This window comes from Mesorhizobium sp. P3_A10 (genome assembly GCF_056403175.1).
Genome location: NZ_JBFUFZ010000001.1, coordinates 1 through 19,359, shown reverse-complemented (window position 1 = coordinate 19,359; position 19,359 = coordinate 1). Strand labels below are relative to the sequence as shown.

General features: G+C 62.6%; 21 protein-coding genes. 7 read left to right on the top strand and 14 right to left on the bottom strand.

Annotated features, from left to right (window positions below; all coding sequences use genetic code 11):
- Positions 1 to 4: 4 nt before the first annotated feature.
- The 5 genes from AC1DXU_RS00105 to AC1DXU_RS00085 all read left to right on the top strand — a co-directional run bounded on the left by AC1DXU_RS00105 (position 5) and on the right by AC1DXU_RS00085 (position 6,136).
- On the top strand, positions 5 to 1,234 hold the full coding sequence (locus AC1DXU_RS00105; RefSeq protein ID WP_477311933.1) for a hypothetical protein: 1,230 nt from the start codon (positions 5 to 7) through the stop codon (positions 1,232 to 1,234).
- A complete protein-coding gene (locus AC1DXU_RS00100; protein ID WP_477311932.1) occupies positions 1,231 to 1,989 on the top strand; it encodes an FkbM family methyltransferase in 759 nt (252 codons plus the stop codon). Before AC1DXU_RS00105 ends, AC1DXU_RS00100 begins: the two co-directional genes overlap by 4 nt.
- A gap of 137 nt (positions 1,990 to 2,126) precedes the next feature.
- Positions 2,127 to 4,688 (top strand): GcvT family protein, encoded by a 2,562-nt coding sequence (locus tag AC1DXU_RS00095; protein WP_477362775.1) that lies wholly within the window; start codon positions 2,127 to 2,129, stop codon positions 4,686 to 4,688.
- A gap of 112 nt (positions 4,689 to 4,800) precedes the next feature.
- Complete coding sequence (locus AC1DXU_RS00090; protein WP_477362772.1) at positions 4,801 to 5,649, top strand: DUF1194 domain-containing protein; 849 nt, start codon at positions 4,801 to 4,803, stop codon at positions 5,647 to 5,649.
- Positions 5,650 to 5,794: 145 nt separating this feature from the next.
- Positions 5,795 to 6,136, top strand: a complete 342-nt coding sequence (locus AC1DXU_RS00085; protein WP_477362769.1) for a peptidase inhibitor family I36 protein — start codon at positions 5,795 to 5,797, stop codon at positions 6,134 to 6,136.
- A gap of 74 nt (positions 6,137 to 6,210) precedes the next feature.
- Here the strand turns inward: AC1DXU_RS00085 and AC1DXU_RS00080 are convergent, their stop codons facing one another.
- The 3 genes from AC1DXU_RS00080 to AC1DXU_RS00070 form a co-directional block, all read right to left on the bottom strand.
- Positions 6,211 to 7,149, bottom strand: a complete 939-nt coding sequence (locus AC1DXU_RS00080; RefSeq protein ID WP_477365892.1) for a GlxA family transcriptional regulator — start codon at positions 7,147 to 7,149, stop codon at positions 6,211 to 6,213.
- Positions 7,150 to 7,504: 355 nt separating this feature from the next.
- Positions 7,505 to 7,639, bottom strand: coding sequence for a hypothetical protein (locus AC1DXU_RS00075; RefSeq protein ID WP_013531161.1), 135 nt, complete (start codon positions 7,637 to 7,639; stop codon positions 7,505 to 7,507).
- Between the two features lie 341 nt (positions 7,640 to 7,980).
- Complete coding sequence (locus tag AC1DXU_RS00070) at positions 7,981 to 8,166, bottom strand: hypothetical protein (RefSeq protein WP_477248053.1); 186 nt, start codon at positions 8,164 to 8,166, stop codon at positions 7,981 to 7,983.
- A gap of 215 nt (positions 8,167 to 8,381) precedes the next feature.
- Between AC1DXU_RS00070 and AC1DXU_RS00065 the strand changes: the two genes are divergently transcribed.
- Positions 8,382 to 9,281 carry a LysR substrate-binding domain-containing protein gene (locus tag AC1DXU_RS00065; protein WP_097576400.1) on the top strand — a complete coding sequence of 300 codons (900 nt, stop codon included), beginning with the start codon at positions 8,382 to 8,384 and terminating at the stop codon, positions 9,279 to 9,281.
- A gap of 76 nt (positions 9,282 to 9,357) precedes the next feature.
- Here AC1DXU_RS00065 and AC1DXU_RS00060 read toward each other — a convergent pair whose 3' ends face one another.
- The 10 genes from AC1DXU_RS00060 to AC1DXU_RS00015 form a co-directional block, all read right to left on the bottom strand.
- Entirely contained in the window at positions 9,358 to 10,305 is a 948-nt protein-coding gene (locus AC1DXU_RS00060) for an alpha/beta hydrolase (protein ID WP_477362766.1), read from the bottom strand.
- Positions 10,306 to 10,581: 276 nt separating this feature from the next.
- On the bottom strand, positions 10,582 to 10,767 hold the full coding sequence (locus AC1DXU_RS00055; protein WP_477362763.1) for a hypothetical protein: 186 nt from the start codon (positions 10,765 to 10,767) through the stop codon (positions 10,582 to 10,584).
- 189 nt (positions 10,768 to 10,956) lie between these two features.
- Positions 10,957 to 13,086 carry an ASKHA domain-containing protein gene (locus AC1DXU_RS00050; protein WP_477362760.1) on the bottom strand — a complete coding sequence of 710 codons (2,130 nt, stop codon included), beginning with the start codon at positions 13,084 to 13,086 and terminating at the stop codon, positions 10,957 to 10,959.
- A complete protein-coding gene (locus tag AC1DXU_RS00045; protein ID WP_477311925.1) occupies positions 13,037 to 14,011 on the bottom strand; it encodes a methyltetrahydrofolate cobalamin methyltransferase in 975 nt (324 codons plus the stop codon). Before AC1DXU_RS00045 ends, AC1DXU_RS00050 begins: the two co-directional genes overlap by 50 nt.
- Before the next feature lie 80 nt (positions 14,012 to 14,091).
- Positions 14,092 to 15,183 carry a methylenetetrahydrofolate reductase gene (locus tag AC1DXU_RS00040; RefSeq protein ID WP_477362757.1) on the bottom strand — a complete coding sequence of 364 codons (1,092 nt, stop codon included), beginning with the start codon at positions 15,181 to 15,183 and terminating at the stop codon, positions 14,092 to 14,094.
- A complete protein-coding gene (locus tag AC1DXU_RS00035; protein WP_477362754.1) occupies positions 15,180 to 15,791 on the bottom strand; it encodes a methylenetetrahydrofolate reductase C-terminal domain-containing protein in 612 nt (203 codons plus the stop codon). Before AC1DXU_RS00035 ends, AC1DXU_RS00040 begins: the two co-directional genes overlap by 4 nt.
- A complete protein-coding gene (locus AC1DXU_RS00030; RefSeq protein ID WP_477362751.1) occupies positions 15,784 to 16,086 on the bottom strand; it encodes a virulence factor in 303 nt (100 codons plus the stop codon). The genes AC1DXU_RS00035 and AC1DXU_RS00030 overlap by 8 nt, the downstream gene beginning before the upstream one ends.
- Before the next feature lie 137 nt (positions 16,087 to 16,223).
- Positions 16,224 to 17,006 carry a formyl transferase gene (locus AC1DXU_RS00025; protein ID WP_477362748.1) on the bottom strand — a complete coding sequence of 261 codons (783 nt, stop codon included), beginning with the start codon at positions 17,004 to 17,006 and terminating at the stop codon, positions 16,224 to 16,226.
- 109 nt (positions 17,007 to 17,115) lie between these two features.
- Positions 17,116 to 17,691, bottom strand: coding sequence for a DUF4893 domain-containing protein (locus AC1DXU_RS00020; protein WP_477362745.1), 576 nt, complete (start codon positions 17,689 to 17,691; stop codon positions 17,116 to 17,118).
- Between the two features lie 116 nt (positions 17,692 to 17,807).
- Positions 17,808 to 18,437, bottom strand: a complete 630-nt coding sequence (locus AC1DXU_RS00015) for a DUF1638 domain-containing protein (protein WP_477362742.1) — start codon at positions 18,435 to 18,437, stop codon at positions 17,808 to 17,810.
- A 64-nt stretch (positions 18,438 to 18,501) separates the two neighbouring features.
- On the opposite strand from AC1DXU_RS00015, the gene AC1DXU_RS00010 reads away from it, so the two are divergent.
- The gene (locus tag AC1DXU_RS00010; protein WP_477276873.1) at positions 18,502 to 18,642 is read left to right on the top strand and encodes an EncA/B family entericidin; all 141 of its coding nucleotides are present in this window, start codon (positions 18,502 to 18,504) and stop codon (positions 18,640 to 18,642) included.
- A gap of 90 nt (positions 18,643 to 18,732) precedes the next feature.
- On the opposite strand, the gene AC1DXU_RS00005 is transcribed toward AC1DXU_RS00010, so the two are convergent.
- Positions 18,733 to 19,359, bottom strand: a 627-nt coding sequence (locus AC1DXU_RS00005) for a corrinoid protein (RefSeq protein ID WP_477362739.1), incomplete at its 5' end; no start/stop codon positions are given.

The following is a 19,359-nucleotide window of genomic DNA, read 5'->3' as shown; positions in this document are numbered from 1 at the left end:
AACGATGCTGACCAGGTCGCCCGCTTCAAACACTCTGCTCGACCGGCTCACCGCGGCCGGTCTGGCATGGGGCGAGGGCACCTATGGGCGGCTGGCCGCGCCGATCGGTGCGGCGGCCTTTGCTCTCTACATCTTTCTGACGGCGGCGACGGCCTGGTTCATGCCCGACGCCAATTGGGACATGCTGCCCTATCTGGCTGTTGCCGAAGAAGGCACCTATCCCGATGCGCAGGCCTTGCATGACTATGCCTATGGTGCGGTCAAGGCCGGGGTGTCGGCCGGCGACTACAAGACGCTGACCGACGATGGTGACGGGTTCCGCAGCCACATGAGCGAAAATGCCGCCGATTTCCATTCGCTGCTCGGCATGTACCGGATCAAGTTCCTTTATGCCGAGATCCTGTCGACGATGAGTTCGGTGATATCGCCGGTCGAGGCGATGCGGCTGGTATCGGTGTTCTCGGTGCTGCTGTTTGGCGCGATCGCGCTGCTCTGGCTGCGGTCTCAAAATGCGCTGGCGCTGGCGCCGATTGTTGGCGCGGTGCTGATCATGGCCGATTTCGGCGAAGTGGCGCGGGCCTCGACGCCGGATCTGTTGTGCTCGGCGCTGTTTCTCGGCGGGCTGTTTGCCTATGTGCGCGGCCGTGATGTGGCGACGGCGCTCCTGCTCTTCCTCGCCTTCATGGCGCGACCCGACAACATCGTCTTCCTCACCATCTTCGCCGTACTGCTGGTCGTTTTCCGGCAGCGGGCGTGGGGCGCGCTGGCCGGCTTTGCCGCCTCCTTCGTCGCCTATTTCGCCATCTCGCACTGGGCCCACCATCCTGGCTGGTGGCCGCATCTGTGGTTTTCCAGCATCGAGCAGCACTACAATATGGACGGTTTCGATCCGCCGTTTTCGGTTGTTGCCTACCTCAAGGCGTTCGCCGCCTCGCTGGTTCGCGCCATCGCCCTGAACAGCTGGGTCGGCGTCTCGGTGCTGGCCCTGGCCGGCTGGTATGCGTTGAGCCGCGCCGGCTTTCGGCTCGACCGCCGCGCCGGCATCTTGCTTGCCGCACTTGTGCTTGGCGTGCTGGCGAAATTCACCGTCTTTCCGATCCACGACAGCCGCATCTATTTTCCCAATCTGATCCCGCCGTTCCTGCTGCTCGCCGGCCCGATGATGGCTCTCTGGGCATCGGCAAGCCTGAACGGGCGACGCGCCTTGCACGTCATATCTGGAGATAAGCCATGAGTTCCGTTTCCAGCCTGGCGCGCATGGCCCTGTCGCTCGGTCTTCCCACCGGCGTTCTCGACCGTAGCCCGTCGCTGCACGGCACGAAATTCCTGGCCAAGGCGGCGCTGAAGGCGCGCCTCAGTGGGGGCAGGCGACCGTTTCAGATGGTCAATGTCGGCGCCTGCGACGGCGCGCTGTTCGACGATGTGACGCCGTGGCTGCACCGTATTCCGCGCGCCCGCGCCGTGCTGGTCGAGCCGATCCCCTACAATCAGAAACGGCTGCGTGCCAACTATCCCGATACCGAGCGCTTCGTCATCGAACCCGTGGCGGTGACCAAGACCAAGGGCACGATCACCGTCCACACCTTCGATGCCGCCGCACTCGAGGCCGGCACGTTGCCGATCGAATTCATCGGCTGTTCGTCGGTCACCGACACCAATCTGATGTCGGGCAAGAATGCCTGGGGCGAGGCCGATGCCAATTTCAACAAGTTCGCGCCGCACCTCAGGGATATCGAGGTGCCGTCGGAGACGCTGCAGACGCTGCTCGACCGCAACGGCATCACCTACATCGACGCCTTCCTGGTCGACTGCGAGGGCGCCGACTGGATCGTCTTCGAACAGCTCGACCTCAAGCGCTACCGTCCCGGCATGATCAAGGTCGAGGTCGGCGCGCTGCCGGCGGCGGAAATCGGCCAGGTCGTGGTCAAGCTGAAGACATCAGGCTACCAGGTCGGTTTCCAGGCCGAGGACGTCTGGGCCTTCGCCTGAGCGTCTTTCCACGGGCCGACGCGAAGCCATTCTATCGTCTGGTCGCTCGGCTTTTTGCCAATGTCGCAAACAGGCTTCATCCGCGCCACCGCTCCGCCCTATAGTCCGCGCGCTTTATCACTTTGGAGTCGCGGGCAATGGCAGAGTTTCCGAAACAGGCGAAGGTCGTCATCGTCGGCCTTGGCGGTATTGTCGGCGCGTCGATCGCCCATCACCTGATCGAACGCGGCTGGACCGACATTGTCGGCATCGACAAATCGGGCATCCCGACCGATATCGGCTCGACCGCGCACGCCTCCGACTTCTGCTACACGACCAGCCATGACTTCCTGTCCTGCTGGACGACGATCTACTCGATCGATTTCTACGAGAAGATGGGTCACTACGCCCGCATCGGCGGCCTGGAAGTGGCGCGCGTCGGCGATGACGCCCGCATGGAAGAAATCAAGCGCAAGATCGCCTCGGCCAAGGCTTTCGGCACGCGCGCCCGCCTGATCGAACCGGCCGAGATCAAGGAAAAATTTCCGCTCATCGAAGAAGCGATGGTGCAGGGCGGCCTGTGGGACCCCGATGCCGGCCTCGTCATTCCGCGCTCGCAGACCGTCGCCGGCAAGCTGGTCGACCAGGCGGAAGCTTCGGGCAAGTTGAAATCTTTCGCCAACACGCCGGCCAAATCCCTCATCGTCGAGGACGGCCGCATCAAGGGCGTCGTCACCGACCGCGGCACGATCATGGCCGACTATGTCATCGTCTGCGCCGGCATATGGGGGCGGTTGATCGCGGAAATGGTCGGCGAAGACCTGCCGGTGATGCCGATAGACCATCCACTGACCTTCTTTGGCCCGTACAACGAGTTCGCCGGCACCGGCAAGGAGATCGGCTGGCCGCTGCTGCGCGATCAAGGCAATTCCGCCTATATGCGCGACACCGGCGACCCCAAGACCGCCGAGGGCGGGCAGATCGAATGGGGTTATTACGAAGAAAACAATCCGCGCCTTTGCCATCCGCGCGACCTCCTGGAGAAGGATCAGGCCCGGCTGTCGCCGTCGCAGCGCGACCTCGACATGGAGCAGATTCTGGCGCCGCTCGAGCGCGCCATGGAACTGACGCCGATCCTGGGCGAGCTCGGCTACAATGAAAGCCATTCCTTCAACGGCCTGCTGCAGGTGACCGCGGATGGCGGCCCGTCGATGGGCGAAAGCCAGAAGGTCAGGGGTCTCTGGTATGCCGTCGCCATCTGGGTCAAGGACGGCCCCGGCATGGGCAAGCTGATCGCCGACTGGATGACGGACGGCCGCACGGAAATCGACCACCACGCCATCGACTATGCGCGCTTCTATCCGCACCAGACGAAGGAGCAGTTCATCTGGGACCGCTGCACCGAGACGGCGATGAAGGTCTACAATCCGGCGGTGCATCCGCGCGAGCCGTTCTCCAAGGCCCGCAACATAAGGCGCTCGCCGTTCTGGGAGCGCGAGAAGGAACTCGGCGGCTACTTCATGGAACTGGGCGGCTGGGAACGGGCGCACGGCTATGCCGCCAACGAACACCTCCTGGAGAAGTACGGCAACCGGGTGCCGGTGCGTGCAAACGAGTGGGACAACCGCCATTTCTGGCGCGTCTCCAATGCCGAACATCTCGCCATGAGCGAGGATTGCGGCATCGTCAACCTGTCGCATTTCGCCATGTATGACATCGAAGGACCGGACCATGTCGCGCTGCTGGAATGGCTGTGCGCGGCCAAGATCGGCGGCGACAACAACATCGGCAAGGGCATCTACACCCACTTCCTCGACGAGGAAGGCATGGTGCGCGCCGACTTTACCGTCATCCGCATGGCCGACCGCTGTCGCTTGATCGACGGCGCCGACGCCGGCCCGCGCGACTTCCAGTACATGCGCCGCACGGCACAGGACAAAGGCTTTGATGTCACCATCACCGACGTGACCGAGAAGTATGTGACTGTCGGCATCTGGGGCCCGAATGCGCGGACGACGCTGCAGAAGGTGGTCGAGAATCCTGATGGGCTCTCGGTCGAGAATTTCCCCTTCGCGGCAATCAAACAGGTTCGGATCGGCGGCAAGGATGTCACCGCGTTCCGCATCTCCTATGTCGGCGAGCAGGGCTGGGAACTGCATATGCGCTACGAGGACGGCCTCGCCGTCTGGGACGCGTTGCGCTCGACCGGCGTCATGCCTTTCGGCGTCGAGACCTATGCCAACACCCGGCGCATGGAAAAGAGCCTGCGCCTGCAAAACGCCGACCTACTGACCGAGTACAATCTGCTGGAAGCCGATCTCGCTCGCCCAAAGGTCAAGGAGAACGATTTCTGCGGCAAGGCCAAACATGTGGAATACCGCGAACGCGAGCACCAGCCGGCCATGCTTTGCACGCTGGTGGTGACCGACAATGTCGATGCAAAGGGCGTTGCCCGCTATCCCGTCGGCATCATGCCGGTGATGGACCCGAAGACGGGCGAAACGCTGGTCGACGAAGTCGGCCGCCGGTCGTTCACGACGTCGATGGCCTATGGTCCGACCATCGGCAAGAACATCGGTCTCGCCTATCTGCCCTGGGCGTATGCCCAGGAAGGCCGCAAGCTCATCATCGAGTATTTTGGCGAGACCTATCCGGTGGAAGTGGCCGCCGTCGGCTACAAGCCGCTCTACGACCCGGAGAACCTCAAGCCGCGCAGCTGAGTGATGATGGGTCCGGCCGGTAGGCGGCTGACCCGCAAAGATGTCTGCAAAGCCCGGCGCAGCGCCGGGCTTTTCTCTTTGTCGATCCGTGATTCTCGCTTACCCTTGCGGCATGTCTGCTTTTGCCTGTGCAAGACATTTGCTTTCGGGCTGCGCCGCGCTGGCGCTGCTGCTCTGGCTGACGCCGGCCTCCCTCTCGGACGAGCCTGTCGATATCGAGCTGGTGCTGGCCGTCGATGTTTCCCTCTCCATGTCACCGGATGAGCTTGAGATCCAGCGCCACGGCTATGCGGCGGCGCTGACGCACGATCATGTGCTGCAGGCGATTGCCGACGGCACTTACGGCAAGATCGCCGTCACCTATGTCGAATGGGCCGGAACGACCTGGCAGCATGTCATCGTGCCGTGGACGGTGATCGCCAACCGTGCCGATGCCGAACGGGTGGTCGCGCAACTTTCCGCCCATCCGCCGGGCAGTGCGCGTCGCACCTCGATTTCCGGTGCACTTGAATTCGGCAGCGATCTTTTCGCCGAAAGTGGCTTTCAGGGCGTCAAGCGGGTCATCGATATCTCGGGCGACGGTCCCAACAACCAGGGCGCCCCGGTCGATATCACCCGCGACGGTCTGGTGAAGCAAGGCATCATCATCAATGGGTTGCCGCTGATGACCCGCGGCGGTTTCACCGGTGCCTTCGACGTCAACAATCTCGACCGCTACTACAGCGACTGCGTGATCGGCGGACCCGGCTCCTTTATGATCCCGGTCAACGACTGGACACAATTTCCCGAAGCGATCCGCCGTAAGCTGGTGCTGGAGCTTGCAGGCTCTGCCTCGCCGCAATGGGCGGCGGAAGAGGCCGATCACCCGCCGGTGGTGCTGGCGCAGGATGGCCCGCCCGTCGACTGCCTGGCCGGCGAGAAAATGTGGCGCGACCGCAGCTGGATGTTCGACAGCCGCTAGAGCGCAGTGTGTCGCCTGGATGCACAAAGTGCGACGCGCAGGTCTGCCCGACCTTGCCTCGTTGTCGCAAGCAATGGCAAACTCGCCCGCGCGATGCGGGATCAAGCTGCCGGTCGCGACGCGGTCAAAACGAGGGAAGTAGCATATGAGAAATCTTGTGATCCTGACGATTGTCGCGTCGGCGCTTTGCGTCGGCAGCGCCAGCGCCTACGATGACGAACCCGCCTGTGTCATGTTCGAGCATGGGAATTTCCGCGGGCGATCGCTGGAGATGAGCGCCGACGATTCCGTGAATTTTCGCGCAGGCCAGTTCTGGAACGACCGCGTGTCTTCCGTGTTCGTGCGTCGCGGCTGCACCCTTGTCGCCTATGAAGATTCACGCCGGCGGGGCCGTTCGATCGAAATCACTCGCAGGATTCGCGATTTTCAGGGCAGCGGCTGGAACGACCGCATCTCGTCGGCCGAATGCTATTGCGACGGGTATTGAACCAGTCGCAGGCCGGGCGTTGCCCGGCGATTCCCGTCCGCAGCAATAGGGGCGCCAGGCATTTTTTTGAGAAATCAGGCCGCGAGCAACTGCTTGCGGTCGACGCGCTCCTGCTGCGGTGAGCGGGCGTAGAGCTCGCGGTAGCATTTGGAGAAATGCGAGGCCGAGACGAAGCCACAGGCGACCGCCACCTCGACCACCGGCATCGACGACTGGATCAGCAAGTGCCTGGCACGGTCGAGTCGGATTTCGAGATAATAGCGGGCAGGGGACCTGCCCATTTCGGTGCGGAACAGCCGCTCGATCTGTCGGCGCGACAGGTCGACATGGTCGGCGATCTCGATCAGCGACAGCGGCTCGGACAGATTGCCTTCCATCAATTCGATGATGGTCAGCACCTTGGAATTCTGCACGCCAAGGCGGGCGCGCAGGGGCAGGCGCTGGCGGTCGGTCGGGCTGCGGACGCGGTCAGTCAGCACCTGCTCGCACACCCGGTTGACCAGATTTTCGTCGAAATCGTCGCCGATCAGCTTCAGCATCATGTCGAGCGCGGCGGTGCCGCCGGCGCAGGTGTAGATGTTCTGGTCGATCTCGAACAGGTCGGCAAAGACATTGGCCTTGGGGAATGCCTCGGAAAAGCCCGGCAGGTTCTCCCAATGGATGGCGCAACGCTTGTTGGAGAGCAGGCCGGCGGCTGCCAGGATATGGGCGCCGGTGCACAGGCCGCCAACGGCAACGCCGCGATTGTACTCCTCGCGCAGCCAGGCGAAGGCGGATCTGTTCTGGTAGCGCTCGACATTGACGCCGCTGCAGACGATCGCCATGTTCGGCCGCTCGGGCCCGGCCATCTTCTTCCGCTCTTCCTCGAGCGAGGTGTTGACAGCGCATTCGACGCCGTTCGAGGCGCGCACCGGCTTGCCGTCGATGCTGGCGAGGCGCCAGCGATAGGCCTCGTAGCCAAGCATGCGGTTGGCCGAGCGCAGCGGGTCGAGCGCTGTCGCAAAGGCGATCATGGTGAAATCGGGGATAAGGAAGAATACAAACGATCGCTTGATCGGGTGCTTTACAACGGCATTCACGGGGAAACCTCACGCGGGCCATGACGCGAACAGGATGTCGCGAACAGCACAGCGTCATCAGGAAAAACCATTCCTGTCAATCGGGTAGAGGGCGTAGAGGCAACTATATTTGCGACATGGGTCGCAAATGGGCAATCGCCCAGGCGATGGGCTCAAAATGCTGATCGGTTAAGCAGACCTGGCCGGCGTGGCTACGGCACAGACGAAAACGCCGCCCCGGCAAACCGAAGCGACGCTCGGATCAACTTCGAAGCAGCGGCAGGGGACGCTGCCTTCGCAAGCTGTTATCTCAGGCGACGAAGCCGAGGCGCGCTGCATTCATGGCGCCGGTCTGGCCGGGCATGGTGTTGGCGAGACGCTGGCGCTCAAGAGCGGTCGTCAGGTTCATTTCGCGGCGGGCAAAGAGGCGGGCAAAAAGCTTCATGATCATCTCCATTCGGTTGCTCAGACGGGTCGCCTTCGCTTTATGGAGTGGGGCAGCTCGTTTGCTGACGCTGATATAGGCTTGTGCGAGGACAAACTAAATCGCAAATGCGAAGCGCTTGATATGAAATGCGACACCGATTGCGACATTATTGGGCAGACTGCCCAGAATTTACCATTATTTACAAGGCGTTAATTGGGAATTCGCGCCGCTATGCGGCTTGCTCATATGCGCCATGCAGCGGCGACATGGCTCCAAAATTCATTTGAGTGCAAATAAAACTGAGAAGGCCTGCCGGGCATGGTCTGCGCGGCAGGCCTTCATTCTTTGCTACACACGGTTTACTTCGCTCCAGCCCAGGATCCGACGCCGTGGCGTGCACCGGTCTTGGTGTCGGCAGCTTCAGGCCAGCCAATGTCCTTCTGCAATTCGATCGGCAGCGAGTGAATGGCACGTTCGGTCTGGTAGCGGGCGCGGGCCGCGCTGAATTCGGTCGCGAGGCGACCAATGGATGACAGGATAGACATTTTGTTCTCCTTCGTTTGCGGTGGGAGGATCCGCCGTTGAGGCGTTACATCCGGTTTCAGCTTCATTTCATGTCGATTGCAGGTCTGTGTCGTGGTCGTTTGGTGGCTGCTTCGGTAGGTCCTGCTTCGATGGAGTTGACTATCCTCCCATTCTGATGTTCAATCAAACGAAATGGAATGATGGTTTGCATCAGAAAAATTGAAGGTCGATCCCGATGAACGCCCCACTCAATCATCCGCTGCCACTGCTCGATCTCGATGTCCTGCGCACTTTCGTAGCCATTGCCGAGACCGGCAGCTTCACCACCGCGGCCAATGCGGTCTTTCGCACGCCGTCTGCCGTCTCCATGCAGATCAAGAAGCTGGAGGACATTCTCGGCCGTTCCGTCTTCGCGCGCGACGCGCGCTCGGTAACGCTGACCACGGATGGCGAGATGCTGCTCGGCTACGCCCGCCGGCTTTTGTCGATCAACCGCGAGGTGGTGTCGAAGTTCATCATTCCCGACATTGTCGGCGTGGTGCGGCTCGGTTCACCGGACGACTACGGCGAACGCGTGCTGCCGCATGTGCTGAAGCGTTTTGCGCAGTCGCACCCGTCGATCGCCGTCGACGTTACCATCGACCAGAGCAGCAATCTGCGCCGGCGCATGGATGACCGCGCGCTCGACATCACGCTGCTGACCAATTCCTACAAGACCAGCGCGCTCGGCGCCGAAGTGCTGCTCACCGAACCGATCGTCTGGGCCGGCGCCAAGGGCGGCTGCGCGCATCTGCGTGAGCCGCTGCCAGTATCGCTGTGGGAAGAAGGCTGCGCCTGGCGGGCCGGGGCGCTCGAAGCGCTCGGCCGCGAAGGCCGCAACTACCGCATCGCCTATATGAGCGCGCACACGGCTGGCCAGCGCGCCGCCATCATGTCCGATCTCGCGGTGGCGCCGCTGCCGAAATCGTTCCTCGGCAACGACATGGTCGAGCTTTGCCCGAAGGACGGCATGCCCGACATCGGCACCTACAATCTGGCCATGGTGGTGGCGCCGGACGCCAGCGCGCCGGTCAAGGCGGTCGCCGACCACATTCGCGCGACCTTCGAAGTGTTCCGGGAAACCGGCAAGTTCTGAGCTTTGTGACGATCAGAGCCCGTCCCGACGGGATCGGGGCGGGCTTTTTTCGTCCGCAATGGCTGCCGGTAAGAAATCAGGTCGCGATCTGACCCTGCAGCGACCATCCGCTGGCCGCAGTGCGGCGTGGTTTGGCTTCACCGCTCAAGAAGGTCACGATGCTGTCGCGCGCGCGGCGCGCCTCGGGCATGTCAATCAGCGGCCAGACATGGAACATGCCTTCCTCGTAGACGACGTCAACCTCAACGCCTGCGGCACGCGCTTTCTCGGCGAAGATCAGATTGTCGGGGCTGAGCAGGTCGTGCGAGCCGGTCAGAAGCAGGGTCTTCGGCAGCACCGAGAGGTCGCCGTAGAGCGGGCTGATATGCCAGTCGCTGCGAGCGAAGCCGGCGCTGTACATGCGGATCGCTTCCAGGCCGCCTGATATACCCAGCCACGGATCGTTGCGCTCCGCCTCGAACACTTCGGGGTTGGAGAGCGACATATCGAGGCCGGGTGAAATCAGCACATGGCGCGACGGCAAAGGCAGGGCGTCTTCGGCGGCCATCATGGTCAGCACAACGGCCATGTTGCCACCGGCGGAATCGCCCATGAAGGTGATGTCGCCAGCCTCGGTTTCGTCGAGCATTTGGCGGTAGACCTCGCCGACCATGCCGAACATGGCGTGGAAATCGTGCTCGGGGGCGATCGGGTAGATCGGCACCGTGATGCCGAAGCCGAGCCGGTCGGCCATTTCGGCGATCAGCCCCCAGTGATAGGACGTGATTTGAAAGACAAAGGCGCCGCCGTGCAGGTAGAGAATACGCCTGCGCTCGCCGGTCCTGGGCGCGATCTCGTAGACTGGAAAACCCTCGACGCTGCGCGTCGTAATGTCGAGCCGCGATCGCATCGACGCGAGCGGCTGATGGTCCTCGGTCTTGCGCGCATAGGCAATCCAGCGCTGCAGGTTTTCCGGACTGGAAAAGGCCTGCTTGCGGCTATGCCTGAGGACAAACGAAACGACGTGGCTTTTGAAGCTGGGCATGCGGATACACGAACTTCGGCTGGAGCCGACTAAGAGAATTCTCCCTGCCTTCGAAGATCGTGCCTCGGCCAGAAATGTCAAGTTTTGCGTGGTGGTCAACACGGTTGTGTGATCTGGGGCCGCAACCCCAAGGCAGGTTTCCCAGCCTATTAGGACACCGCAACAGCGTTCAACACCGAGGCAGAAGTGCCGCGCGCAGCTTTGTATCGGTTGTCGCCGGAGCCGTATCGCGGCTCCGGCGTTTGGCCAGCAGCTTGCATTTGTCGGCGAAGGTCATCAGCGCGCCGAGCCCAGGAGCAAAGCCGACAGGGTGGCCTGCGGGTCATTGCGCGGCGACACCGGCCAGCCGATATCCTTCTGGATGTCAGAAGGCAGGCTGTTCAGCGCGCGGACAGACCTGTTCCGGTTGTGGGCATGCTTGATGGCCGCACCATAACGGCCGAGGCTTTCGAACATCGACATCTTGATCTCCCTTGAAGGATCGCGGCGGTTGGGAGCGATTTCCCGCCTGCCGCTTGATGCCGATTAAATGCGCCGCGCATGTATCTGGCGGATTTCACGAAAACAGCGGTTTCGTTTCCAGATCGACCGATCTTGAAACATTTGCATACAAATGAAATTGGAGGCGTTTGACGCTCTATTGCGGGCGGTCTATTCCCGCCCGCGCCTTGCCGCGTGGCCTTCTCGCGAACGCCGGCGCGGGGCGGCGTCGCCGGCAACACCGTCCTCGCTGACAGTTTTGCGTGGCGGCAGTTTCACTGCGGCCGAGAGTTTCGGGAAGGGGTCGACCTTGTTCGGCAGTGCCATGGCGTAGACGAAATGCTCCTGGAATTTCGGCTCCAGCGCCGTCTCGATCTTCTCGATCTTGCTGACCGTGTCCTCGATCTCGCGGCGGTAGCCGCGATTGAGCAGCGCCATGCGCGCACCGGCGCCGGCGGCGTTGCCGACAGCGGAGACCTTGTCGAGGTCGCAATCCGGGATCAGGCCCAGCACCATGGCATATTTCGGATCGATGAAAGAGCCGAAGGCGCCGGCGAAGTGGATGCGGTCGACATGCTCGGTGTGCTGTTTTTCCATCAGCAGCTTGGTGCCGGCATAGAGCGCTGCCTTGGCGAGCTGGATGGCGCGCACGTCGGTCTGGGTAATGGTGATCTTCGGCTCGCCTTCCTTCAGCACATAGGAGAAGGTGCGGCCATTGGCGGTGACGCGCGGTGAGCGCATGCCGAGCGATCCGTCGATGACGCCATCTTCCGAGATGATGCCGGCGAGATACATTTCGGCGACCACCTCGATGATGCCGGAGCCGCAAATGCCGGTGACGCCGGTCGCCTGCACGCTGTCGAGGAAGCCGGGCTCATCGGACCACAGTTCCGAGCCGATGACGCGATACTTCGGCTCCAGCGTGTCGGCATCGATGCGCACGCGCTCGATGGCGCCGGGGGCGGCGCGCTGGCCGCCGGAGATTTCCGCGCCTTCGAAGGCCGGGCCGGTCGGAGACGACGCCGCCACGACGCGCTGGCGATTGCCGAGCACGATCTCGGCATTGGTTCCGACATCGACGATCAGCATCATCTCGTCCTGGCGGTGCGGACCTTCCGACAGCGTGACCGCCGCCGCATCGGCGCCGACATGGCCGGCGATGCAAGGCAGCATGTAGAGCCGGGCACCCTGGTTGAGCTTGAGGCCGATATCCGACGCCTTGATGTGCACCGCGCCCGAGATGGCCAGCGCGAAGGGGGCGCCGCCGAGCTCGGTCGGATCGATGCCGAGGAACAGATGGTGCATGATCGGATTGCCGACGAAGACGCTGTCCAAGATGTCGTTGCGCTGGACATTGCCTTCGGCGCACACCTTGTCGACGAGGCCGGAGATCGCCTCGCGCACGGCAACCGTCATGCCTTCGCGGCCGTCCGGGTTCATCATCACATAGGAGACGCGGCTCATCAGATCCTCGCCGAAGCGGATCTGCGGGTTGGAGGTGCCCGACGACGCGGCGACCCGGCCCGACAGTAGCGACACCAGATGCATGGCGATTGTGGTCGAGCCGATATCGCATGCCAGGCCATAGGCCTCGTTCTTGAGGCCGGGCCACAAGGCGATGACTCGCGCGGTCTCGGTCTCGGTATCCTTGTAGATGGCAGCAGTCGCGGTCCAGTTGCCCTTGCGCAGGATGCCTTGCACCTGCGGCAACAGATGAAAATCGAAATCGAGGTTTTTCAGACCCCAGTCGTGCATCAGCGCGATCTTCAGGCGATCGAGATCGCCGAGCGGCTTGTGCATGTCGGGCTCTTCGATCTCGACATAACACATGCGGACCGCCGAATCGCGGGCGATGACCCTGGTGTCAGCGTCCTTGCGGATGGTCTGCGCGTTGATGACCGTGTCCTGCGGCACGTCGATGACGAGATCGCCGAGGATCTGCGCCGAACAGGACAGGCGGCGCCGTTCGGGCAGGCCGCGCACGCGTTCGTAGCGCTCTTCCTTGGCGCCCTTGGGCGTGATGTGGTCGTTGGAGGAAATGATCTTGTGCTTGGCGAAATTGCCTTCCTGCACTTCGATCTGGCAGCGCCCGCAGGTGGCGCGTCCGCCGCAAACGCTTTCGACATAGACGCCGAGCTGGCGCGCGGCATCCAGCACCGGCGTGCCCACAGGAAACCGCCCGCGCTTGCCCGACGGCATGAACAGCACGAGCGGATCGGTGATGTTGGCAGGCGAGTTCACGATTGCGCGCTTATCCTCGACCCATCCGGGCTTCACGGCCGCCACGGCGGCGACCGCCATTGCCGGCGCCATCGCCCGGCGCGTTGACCGCGGTCGGGGCGGCAACGGCCTGGCCGCCTTCTGCCGGCTTGTAGTCCTTGTAGGTCCTGATCCAGTTGGTGCAGTTCTCGTCGGTGCCGTTCAGCACATTGGCGCCGCGCACGGCTTCCATTTCCTGCGGACGCACCGGGTTCATGATCGCCGAGGTCATGCCGGCGCCGATCACCATCGGGATGAAGGCGGCGTTGATGCCGTGGCGATGCGGCAGGCCAAACGAGATGTTGGAGAGGCCGCAAGTGGTGTTGACCTTCAACTCTTCGCGCAGGCGGCGCAGCAGCGCGAACACCTGGCGGCCGGCATCGCCCAGCGCGCCGATCGGCATGACCAGCGGGTCGACGACGACGTCATGCGCCGGAATGCCGAAATCGGCGCAGCGCTCGACGATCTTCTTGGCGACGGCGAAGCGCACGTCGGGGTCCATCGAGATGCCGGTCTCGTCGTTGGAGATGGCAACGACCGGAACGTTGTATTTCTTGACCAGCGGCAGGATGGCTTCGAGCTTTTCTTCCTCGCCGGTGACGGAGTTGACCAGCGGACGGCCCTTGGCGACCTTGAGCGCGGCTTCGATTGCCGCGGTGACCGAACTGTCGATCGACAGCGGCAGGTCGACCAGTCCCTGGACGATCTCCAGCGTCTGCACCAGAAGGCCGGGTTCGGTCTCGTTGGGGTTGACCGAGGTGACGCCGGCATTGACGTCGAGCATGGTGGCGCCGCAGGCGGCCTGTTCCAGCGCGTCGCGGATGACGGTCTCGAAATTGCCGGCGATCATCTCGGCGGCCAGCTTCTTGCGGCCGGTCGGGTTGATGCGTTCGCCGATCACGCAGAACGGCTGGTCGAAGCCGATAATGATTTCTCGTGTCGCCGAGGCGACGATGGTACGGGTCATGAAATCTCTCCGTCGTGATATAAAGAGTTCTTTATATCGTTATCTGATTTCGATCAAGCGAATGGTGAGCAGCCGCGCCGTCAATGCGCGGTCTTCACCATGTCCACCTGCGTTTCGGTAATCTCGTCGTGCAGTATGTGGTCGAGCCGGTCGGCAACGAGCTGGTCGTCGCGGCGAATTTCGCGCTTCCACGGCTGGCGGCCCTTGAGCACGCCCGATTCATCGACGATCTCGGCGACATATTCTTCCTGGCGATAGGCCATCACATGGACGCCGGAAACGCCGGGAATTTCCTTCACCTCGTTGATGATGTCGATGCAGAGTTGCTTGCCTTCCTTCTTTTGGTCCTGCGCGCCTTCCAGCCGCTTGATGATAGTATCGGGGATGTGGATGCCCGGCACGTTGGAGCGGATCCACTTGGCCGTCTTGGCCGAGGCCAGCGGGCCGACGCCGCACAGGATGAACACCTTTTCGGTGTGGCCGAGATCGCGCGCCTTCTGCATGAAGGTTTTGAACATCGGCACGTCGAAGCAGTACTGCGTCTGCACGAACTGCGCGCCGGCGGCGATCTTCTTGCCGAGATGGATCGGGCGGAAGTCGAAGGGCGGCGCGAACGGATTGACGGCCGCACCCAGGAAAATCTGCGGCGGCGTCGTCAGCTTGCGGCCGGACAGGAACTTGCCGTTGTCGCGCATGATGCGACAGGTCTCGAGCAGCGACATGGAATCGAGGTCGAACACCGGCTTGGCGCCGGGCTGGTCGCCGGCCTGCACACCGTCGCCGGTGAGGCACAGCATGTTGGCGACGCCCATCGCGGCTCCGCCCAGAACGTCGCCCTGGATGGCGATGCGGTTCTTGTCGCGGCAGGCGATCTGCATGATCGGGGCATAGCCCATGCGGGTCAAAAGCGCGCAGATGCCAACCGAGGACATGTGGCAGTTGGCGCCGGAGGCATCGACGGCATTGATGGCGTCGACCCAGCCGTCGAAGATTTTCGCGCGGTTGTAGACGTCTTCGGGATCGGCGCTGTCGGGCGGGTTGAGTTCGGTGGTCACCGCGAACTCGCCGCGCCGCAAGACGCGCTCCAGCCGGCCGCGCGAGGTGTGGCCGGGCAGGGGATCGAGCGGCAGGTGGATGCCGGCCGGGTTTTCGTCGAGCTGGCGGCCGATCATGCCGAAGCTCCGGTCTTGGGTGCTTGTGCGGCTTCGCGCGTGGCCGCCGCCTGCGCGGTCACCCGCAGCCAGGCCGAGGTTTCGCGCAGAGACTGGTCGACAGGCTTCTGCACGTCGAGGATCTTGTCGCCATGCACCATGTTCTGCGAACCTTCCCAGGCCTTGACCCAGACGCAGGGCATGTTCGGCTCGACCTCGCAATTGCCGTTGGCGCGGACGCCGCCGCAGGGACCGTTGCGCAGTTGCTTGGGGCAGTTCATCGGGCATGACATGCCGGTGGAGGACAGCACGCACTGGCCGCACATGCGGCAGTCGAACATAAAGCCCTTGACGCGCTTCTCGACGAATTTGATCGGCCCCTCGACACGGCCGTAGCCGATGCCCTTCCACAGGGGATGGAGGAGCAGGAACGCGTCGGCGAAGCGGGAATAGAACCATTCGAGCAGCCGGGAATGGCGGATCGACCACAGCCGCACCGCAAAGGAGCGCTGCACGCGCCGCTGCGGCGACACGTCGGCCGGCTTGTAGTCGGATTTCGGCGCTGCCTTCTTGTTGAGAGTGGCCTGCGTAACCGCCGGGCCACCTTTGGCAGGAGTTGTTTCAGACATTTTCTTTCCCGCCCGCCTTCACCAGAGCGACCAGCCGCTCGCGGTCGTATTTCGTATCGAGGTCCTGAAAAGCCCTTTCGACCTCGGCTTCGAGGTCGTCGCCGACCGCAATCGGGTCGGCCTTGCGCCATTCGGCGAGGTAATCGTCAGTGCCGCCGGCGCCGGTGCGCATGGCGCACATGTCGATCGCCTCGGTGAAGCGCAGCGGCAGTTCGCGCTTGGCGTTCTGCCGGCCCTTCTTGACGATGACCTGGGCGGGGATGTCGCGCCAGTAGACGACGATCAGATCGGCCATGAATTCCTACTCCTCGTGATTTCGAGCATTGCCGCAAGCGCAGTTGGGCCGCTTGTTATGGGACGACGCGCGCGCATTCAAAAGCGACGCAATTGGCAGTCGCAAAAATAAAGACGAAAATCCTTGGGATGGCGGGTCTACCAGACGCCGCTTTTGACGCCGGTCCAGAGGTAGAACCAGATCGTCGGATGATACCATTGCTTCGAGGGCAGGCCGGGATCCGAGGTGGCAAGTTTTCCTGCAAGCGCGTCCCGAACCGCCTCGACGCAGACCTCGCGCGAGAATGCCGCCTGGCGCAGCGCATAGGTTGAAATGGTGTCGCCTGGTTCCGGCCGGCCGCGCGCCTGCCGCAGCACGCCGCCGGTGTCGACGCCGGCATCGACCAGATGCACCGTGGTGCCGAAATTTTGCGCGTCGCTAGAGGCCAGCGCCCAGTAGCCGCCATTCATGCCGCGGTATTTCGGCGCGATGCCGGCGTGGTAGTTGAGCACCAGGCACGGCATTTTTGCCAGCGTCTGCTTCGATAGCAGGCGGCAGCCGGCAAGCAGCACGACGCCGGGTTGGATTTCCGCGATCGCCTGCAAACACTCCGATGCGTTGGCCGAGGGGACATGGATGATCGTTTGTCCGGGCTTCGGTTCGGTCTGCAGTTTCTGTTGCGCGATCAACCGTGCCGCGTGCCTGGCGAAAAACCGTTTGCCGAGCCGCGTCAGCACCATCGTGCCAAGCTGTCCGACAGCGGAAATCCAGCCCTGGCGGCGGGCGCGGCCGAGCAGCAATTGCTTTTTGGATTCAGGGCTTTCGAGGATGACGCTGACAGGACCTAGCTCGTCGGCGATGGCGTTGACGATGGCCCAGATATGCGGGCCGCCTTCGGTGACGACGACAATCGGCCGTGGATTTGAGCCCTGGGGTTCCATGGTTCGCGACGTGCCCGGAAGATGCGGCCGGATGCCGGCCAGAAGCTCGGGATGCTAGGCCGTTCGGGTTAATCCTTAGTGATCGGTGTGGCTGTCACCGGACTGTAACTCAGCGCTTGAATTCCATGATGTCGAGCTTCGATTCGTAATAGGGCGCCGGGAATTCGATGCGCCATTCGCTGGCGCTGTTGCGGAAGGCGTAGCCGACCTGGTCGCTTTGCGGACCGCTGCCATAGGGCTTTGCCGGGTCGTCGTTGACGGAGAGCGAGCCGAGATAGATGGCGCGCTTTTCGCCATCGTCGAAGAAGCGGCCTGTGGTGCGCTGCGAGCCGCTCACCTTTTGCAGCCGCCAGCCGGAGCCGTCGTCGCTCACCTTGCATTTGAACCAGCCATAGATGACGAGCGGGCCCAAGCCGCCGGCCTTAATGGTGCGGCATTTCCAGTTGCCGGTCAGGTCCTTGTCGGAAAAGGCGACGAAAGGCTTTGCCAGCAAGGCGTCGAGCTGCTTGACGTCGGCGGGATCGCCCGCCTTGGCTTCAGCAAGCGCTGCCTTGCGGGTCTCGCCATATTTGTCGAGCCGCACCTTGTCGGCAGGCGTAATCAGCTTCTGCACCTCGCCGTCGGCGTAGGCGGGCAGGGCGAAGCAGAGAAGGCCGAGAACGGCAAGCAGGGGGCGGATGATCATCGGTGCGTTCCCGGTTTCTTGGCTGAGAGCAGCTTGTGTGTGCGTCTGGGGGCACAACTTACCCGATCGTGGCGGCCTGTCATCCGGGCTTGACGACGTTGCGGTGAAGAATTGCTTCAGGCGTGGGCGGCGGCTTGCGCCAGTTCCGCCGTCAGATCGCCATAGCCCGTCGAGCGGCGCTCATAGGCGAGGCCGAGCATATTCGCGGCCTTCTCGGCAACCTTATCGAGTTCCGGGTCGTCGGTCTGGGCGATATAGACCAGTCGCTCGTAATTGCCGAAATAGTCCTTGATCAGCTCCGGATGCTTGTCGAGGCCGAGCGGCTTCATGAAGAAGGCGTCGAACTGGCGGCACAGGAAGTCGGTCATGTAGAACGACATCATGTCGTCGTCGGCGACCTTCGCATAGGCATCCATGCCCTGGTAGAAGGCAAAACAGTGCGGCCCGGCCATCCGCTCGACGCCATGCTTCTCCAGCACGCGGTCGAGCAGGCCGCCGGTGCCGCAATCGCCATAGCCGACGAAGATGTTGCTGTAGCCTTCGGCCTTGGCCTTCTCGATCGCCTTGTCCATGGCCGGCGCAATGCGATCCGGATAGAAATGGAACTCCGCCGGCAGGCAGGTCAATTCGAGGTGATCGAGCCCCAGCTGTTCCTTGACGGCCAAAACCTCGCGCGCAATCATCCCGCAGGCGATGACAAGCAGCCTGTCGGTTTGATTCGGTTTGGTTTTTTGTACCTTGGCCATGGAACCTGTCGAACTGGCCTCCGTTGCTGTGGGGCGAATCTATCGAGAGAGGGATAAACCGTTCATGAAACTTTCAACCACTGTGCCGATTGCCATTCTTGCTTGCGCCCTGGCGCTGTCGGCCTGCGCCAACACGGTGCGCGGCGTCGGCAGGGATGTCAAATCGACGGCCAAAGCCGTTGAGGATACCGTCACCAAACCCTGACCCGCCGCGATCTGTTTCCAACATCTGGGAACAAAAAAGCCGCGCTGCAAGGCGCGGCTTTTATTGTTGGCCAAACGCCTTGCGTAGAGATCAGGCTGAAGCGCGGACGTTGTGCTTGCGCTTCATGAAGTCCTTGGCGGTTTCGACCGCCACGGCCGCATCGCGGCAATAGGCATCGGCGCCGACGGCCTTGCCGAATTCCTCGTTGAGCGGCGCGCCGCCAACCAGCACGACATAATCGTCGCGAATGCCCTTTTCCTTCATCGTGTCGATGACGACCTTCATGTAGGGCATGGTGGTGGTCAGCAGTGCCGACATGCCGATGATGTCAGGCTGATGCTGTTCGATGGCGTCGAGATACTTCTCGACCGCATTGTTGATGCCGAGGTCGATGACGTCGAAGCCGGCGCCCTCCATCATCATGCCGACGAGGTTCTTGCCAATGTCGTGGATGTCGCCCTTGACGGTGCCGATCACCATCTTGCCCTGCTTGGGTGCGCCGGTGGCGGCGAGCAGCGGCCGCAGGATGAACATGCCGGCCTTCATCGCGTTGGCGGACAAAAGCACTTCGGGAACGAACAGGATGCCGTCTCGAAAATCCTCGCCGACGATGCGCATGCCTTCGACCAGCGCCTCGGTCAGCACCTTGTAAGGCACCCAGCCGCGCTCGAGCAGGATGTTGGTGCCTTCCTCGATCTCTTCCTTCAACCCGTCATA

Bases quoted from the DNA above. Each gene is read 5' to 3' on its own strand.
- AC1DXU_RS00040 (WP_477362757.1), bottom strand. From the start codon at position 15,183: ATGATCGGCCGCCAGCTCGACGAAAACCCGGCCGGCATCCACCTGCCG.
- AC1DXU_RS00015 (WP_477362742.1), bottom strand. From the start codon at position 18,437: ATGGCCAAGGTACAAAAAACCAAACCGAATCAAACCGACAGGCTGCTT.
- AC1DXU_RS00060 (WP_477362766.1), bottom strand. From the start codon at position 10,305: ATGCCCAGCTTCAAAAGCCACGTCGTTTCGTTTGTCCTCAGGCATAGC.
- AC1DXU_RS00025 (WP_477362748.1), bottom strand. From the start codon at position 17,006: ATGGAACCCCAGGGCTCAAATCCACGGCCGATTGTCGTCGTCACCGAA.
- AC1DXU_RS00010 (WP_477276873.1), top strand. From the start codon at position 18,502: ATGAAACTTTCAACCACTGTGCCGATTGCCATTCTTGCTTGCGCCCTG.
- AC1DXU_RS00080 (WP_477365892.1), bottom strand. From the start codon at position 7,149: ATGATCGCCTTTGCGACAGCGCTCGACCCGCTGCGCTCGGCCAACCGC.
- AC1DXU_RS00105 (WP_477311933.1), top strand. From the start codon at position 5: ATGCTGACCAGGTCGCCCGCTTCAAACACTCTGCTCGACCGGCTCACC.
- AC1DXU_RS00070 (WP_477248053.1), bottom strand. From the start codon at position 8,166: ATGTCTATCCTGTCATCCATTGGTCGCCTCGCGACCGAATTCAGCGCG.
- AC1DXU_RS00065 (WP_097576400.1), top strand. From the start codon at position 8,382: ATGAACGCCCCACTCAATCATCCGCTGCCACTGCTCGATCTCGATGTC.
- AC1DXU_RS00050 (WP_477362760.1), bottom strand. From the start codon at position 13,086: ATGGCGGTCGCCGCCGTGGCGGCCGTGAAGCCCGGATGGGTCGAGGAT.
- AC1DXU_RS00100 (WP_477311932.1), top strand. From the start codon at position 1,231: ATGAGTTCCGTTTCCAGCCTGGCGCGCATGGCCCTGTCGCTCGGTCTT.
- AC1DXU_RS00045 (WP_477311925.1), bottom strand. From the start codon at position 14,011: ATGACCCGTACCATCGTCGCCTCGGCGACACGAGAAATCATTATCGGC.
- AC1DXU_RS00020 (WP_477362745.1), bottom strand. From the start codon at position 17,691: ATGATCATCCGCCCCCTGCTTGCCGTTCTCGGCCTTCTCTGCTTCGCC.
- AC1DXU_RS00035 (WP_477362754.1), bottom strand. From the start codon at position 15,791: ATGTCTGAAACAACTCCTGCCAAAGGTGGCCCGGCGGTTACGCAGGCC.
- AC1DXU_RS00075 (WP_013531161.1), bottom strand. From the start codon at position 7,639: ATGAAGCTTTTTGCCCGCCTCTTTGCCCGCCGCGAAATGAACCTGACG.
- AC1DXU_RS00055 (WP_477362763.1), bottom strand. From the start codon at position 10,767: ATGTCGATGTTCGAAAGCCTCGGCCGTTATGGTGCGGCCATCAAGCAT.
- AC1DXU_RS00090 (WP_477362772.1), top strand. From the start codon at position 4,801: ATGTCTGCTTTTGCCTGTGCAAGACATTTGCTTTCGGGCTGCGCCGCG.
- AC1DXU_RS00085 (WP_477362769.1), top strand. From the start codon at position 5,795: ATGAGAAATCTTGTGATCCTGACGATTGTCGCGTCGGCGCTTTGCGTC.
- AC1DXU_RS00030 (WP_477362751.1), bottom strand. From the start codon at position 16,086: ATGGCCGATCTGATCGTCGTCTACTGGCGCGACATCCCCGCCCAGGTC.
- AC1DXU_RS00095 (WP_477362775.1), top strand. From the start codon at position 2,127: ATGGCAGAGTTTCCGAAACAGGCGAAGGTCGTCATCGTCGGCCTTGGC.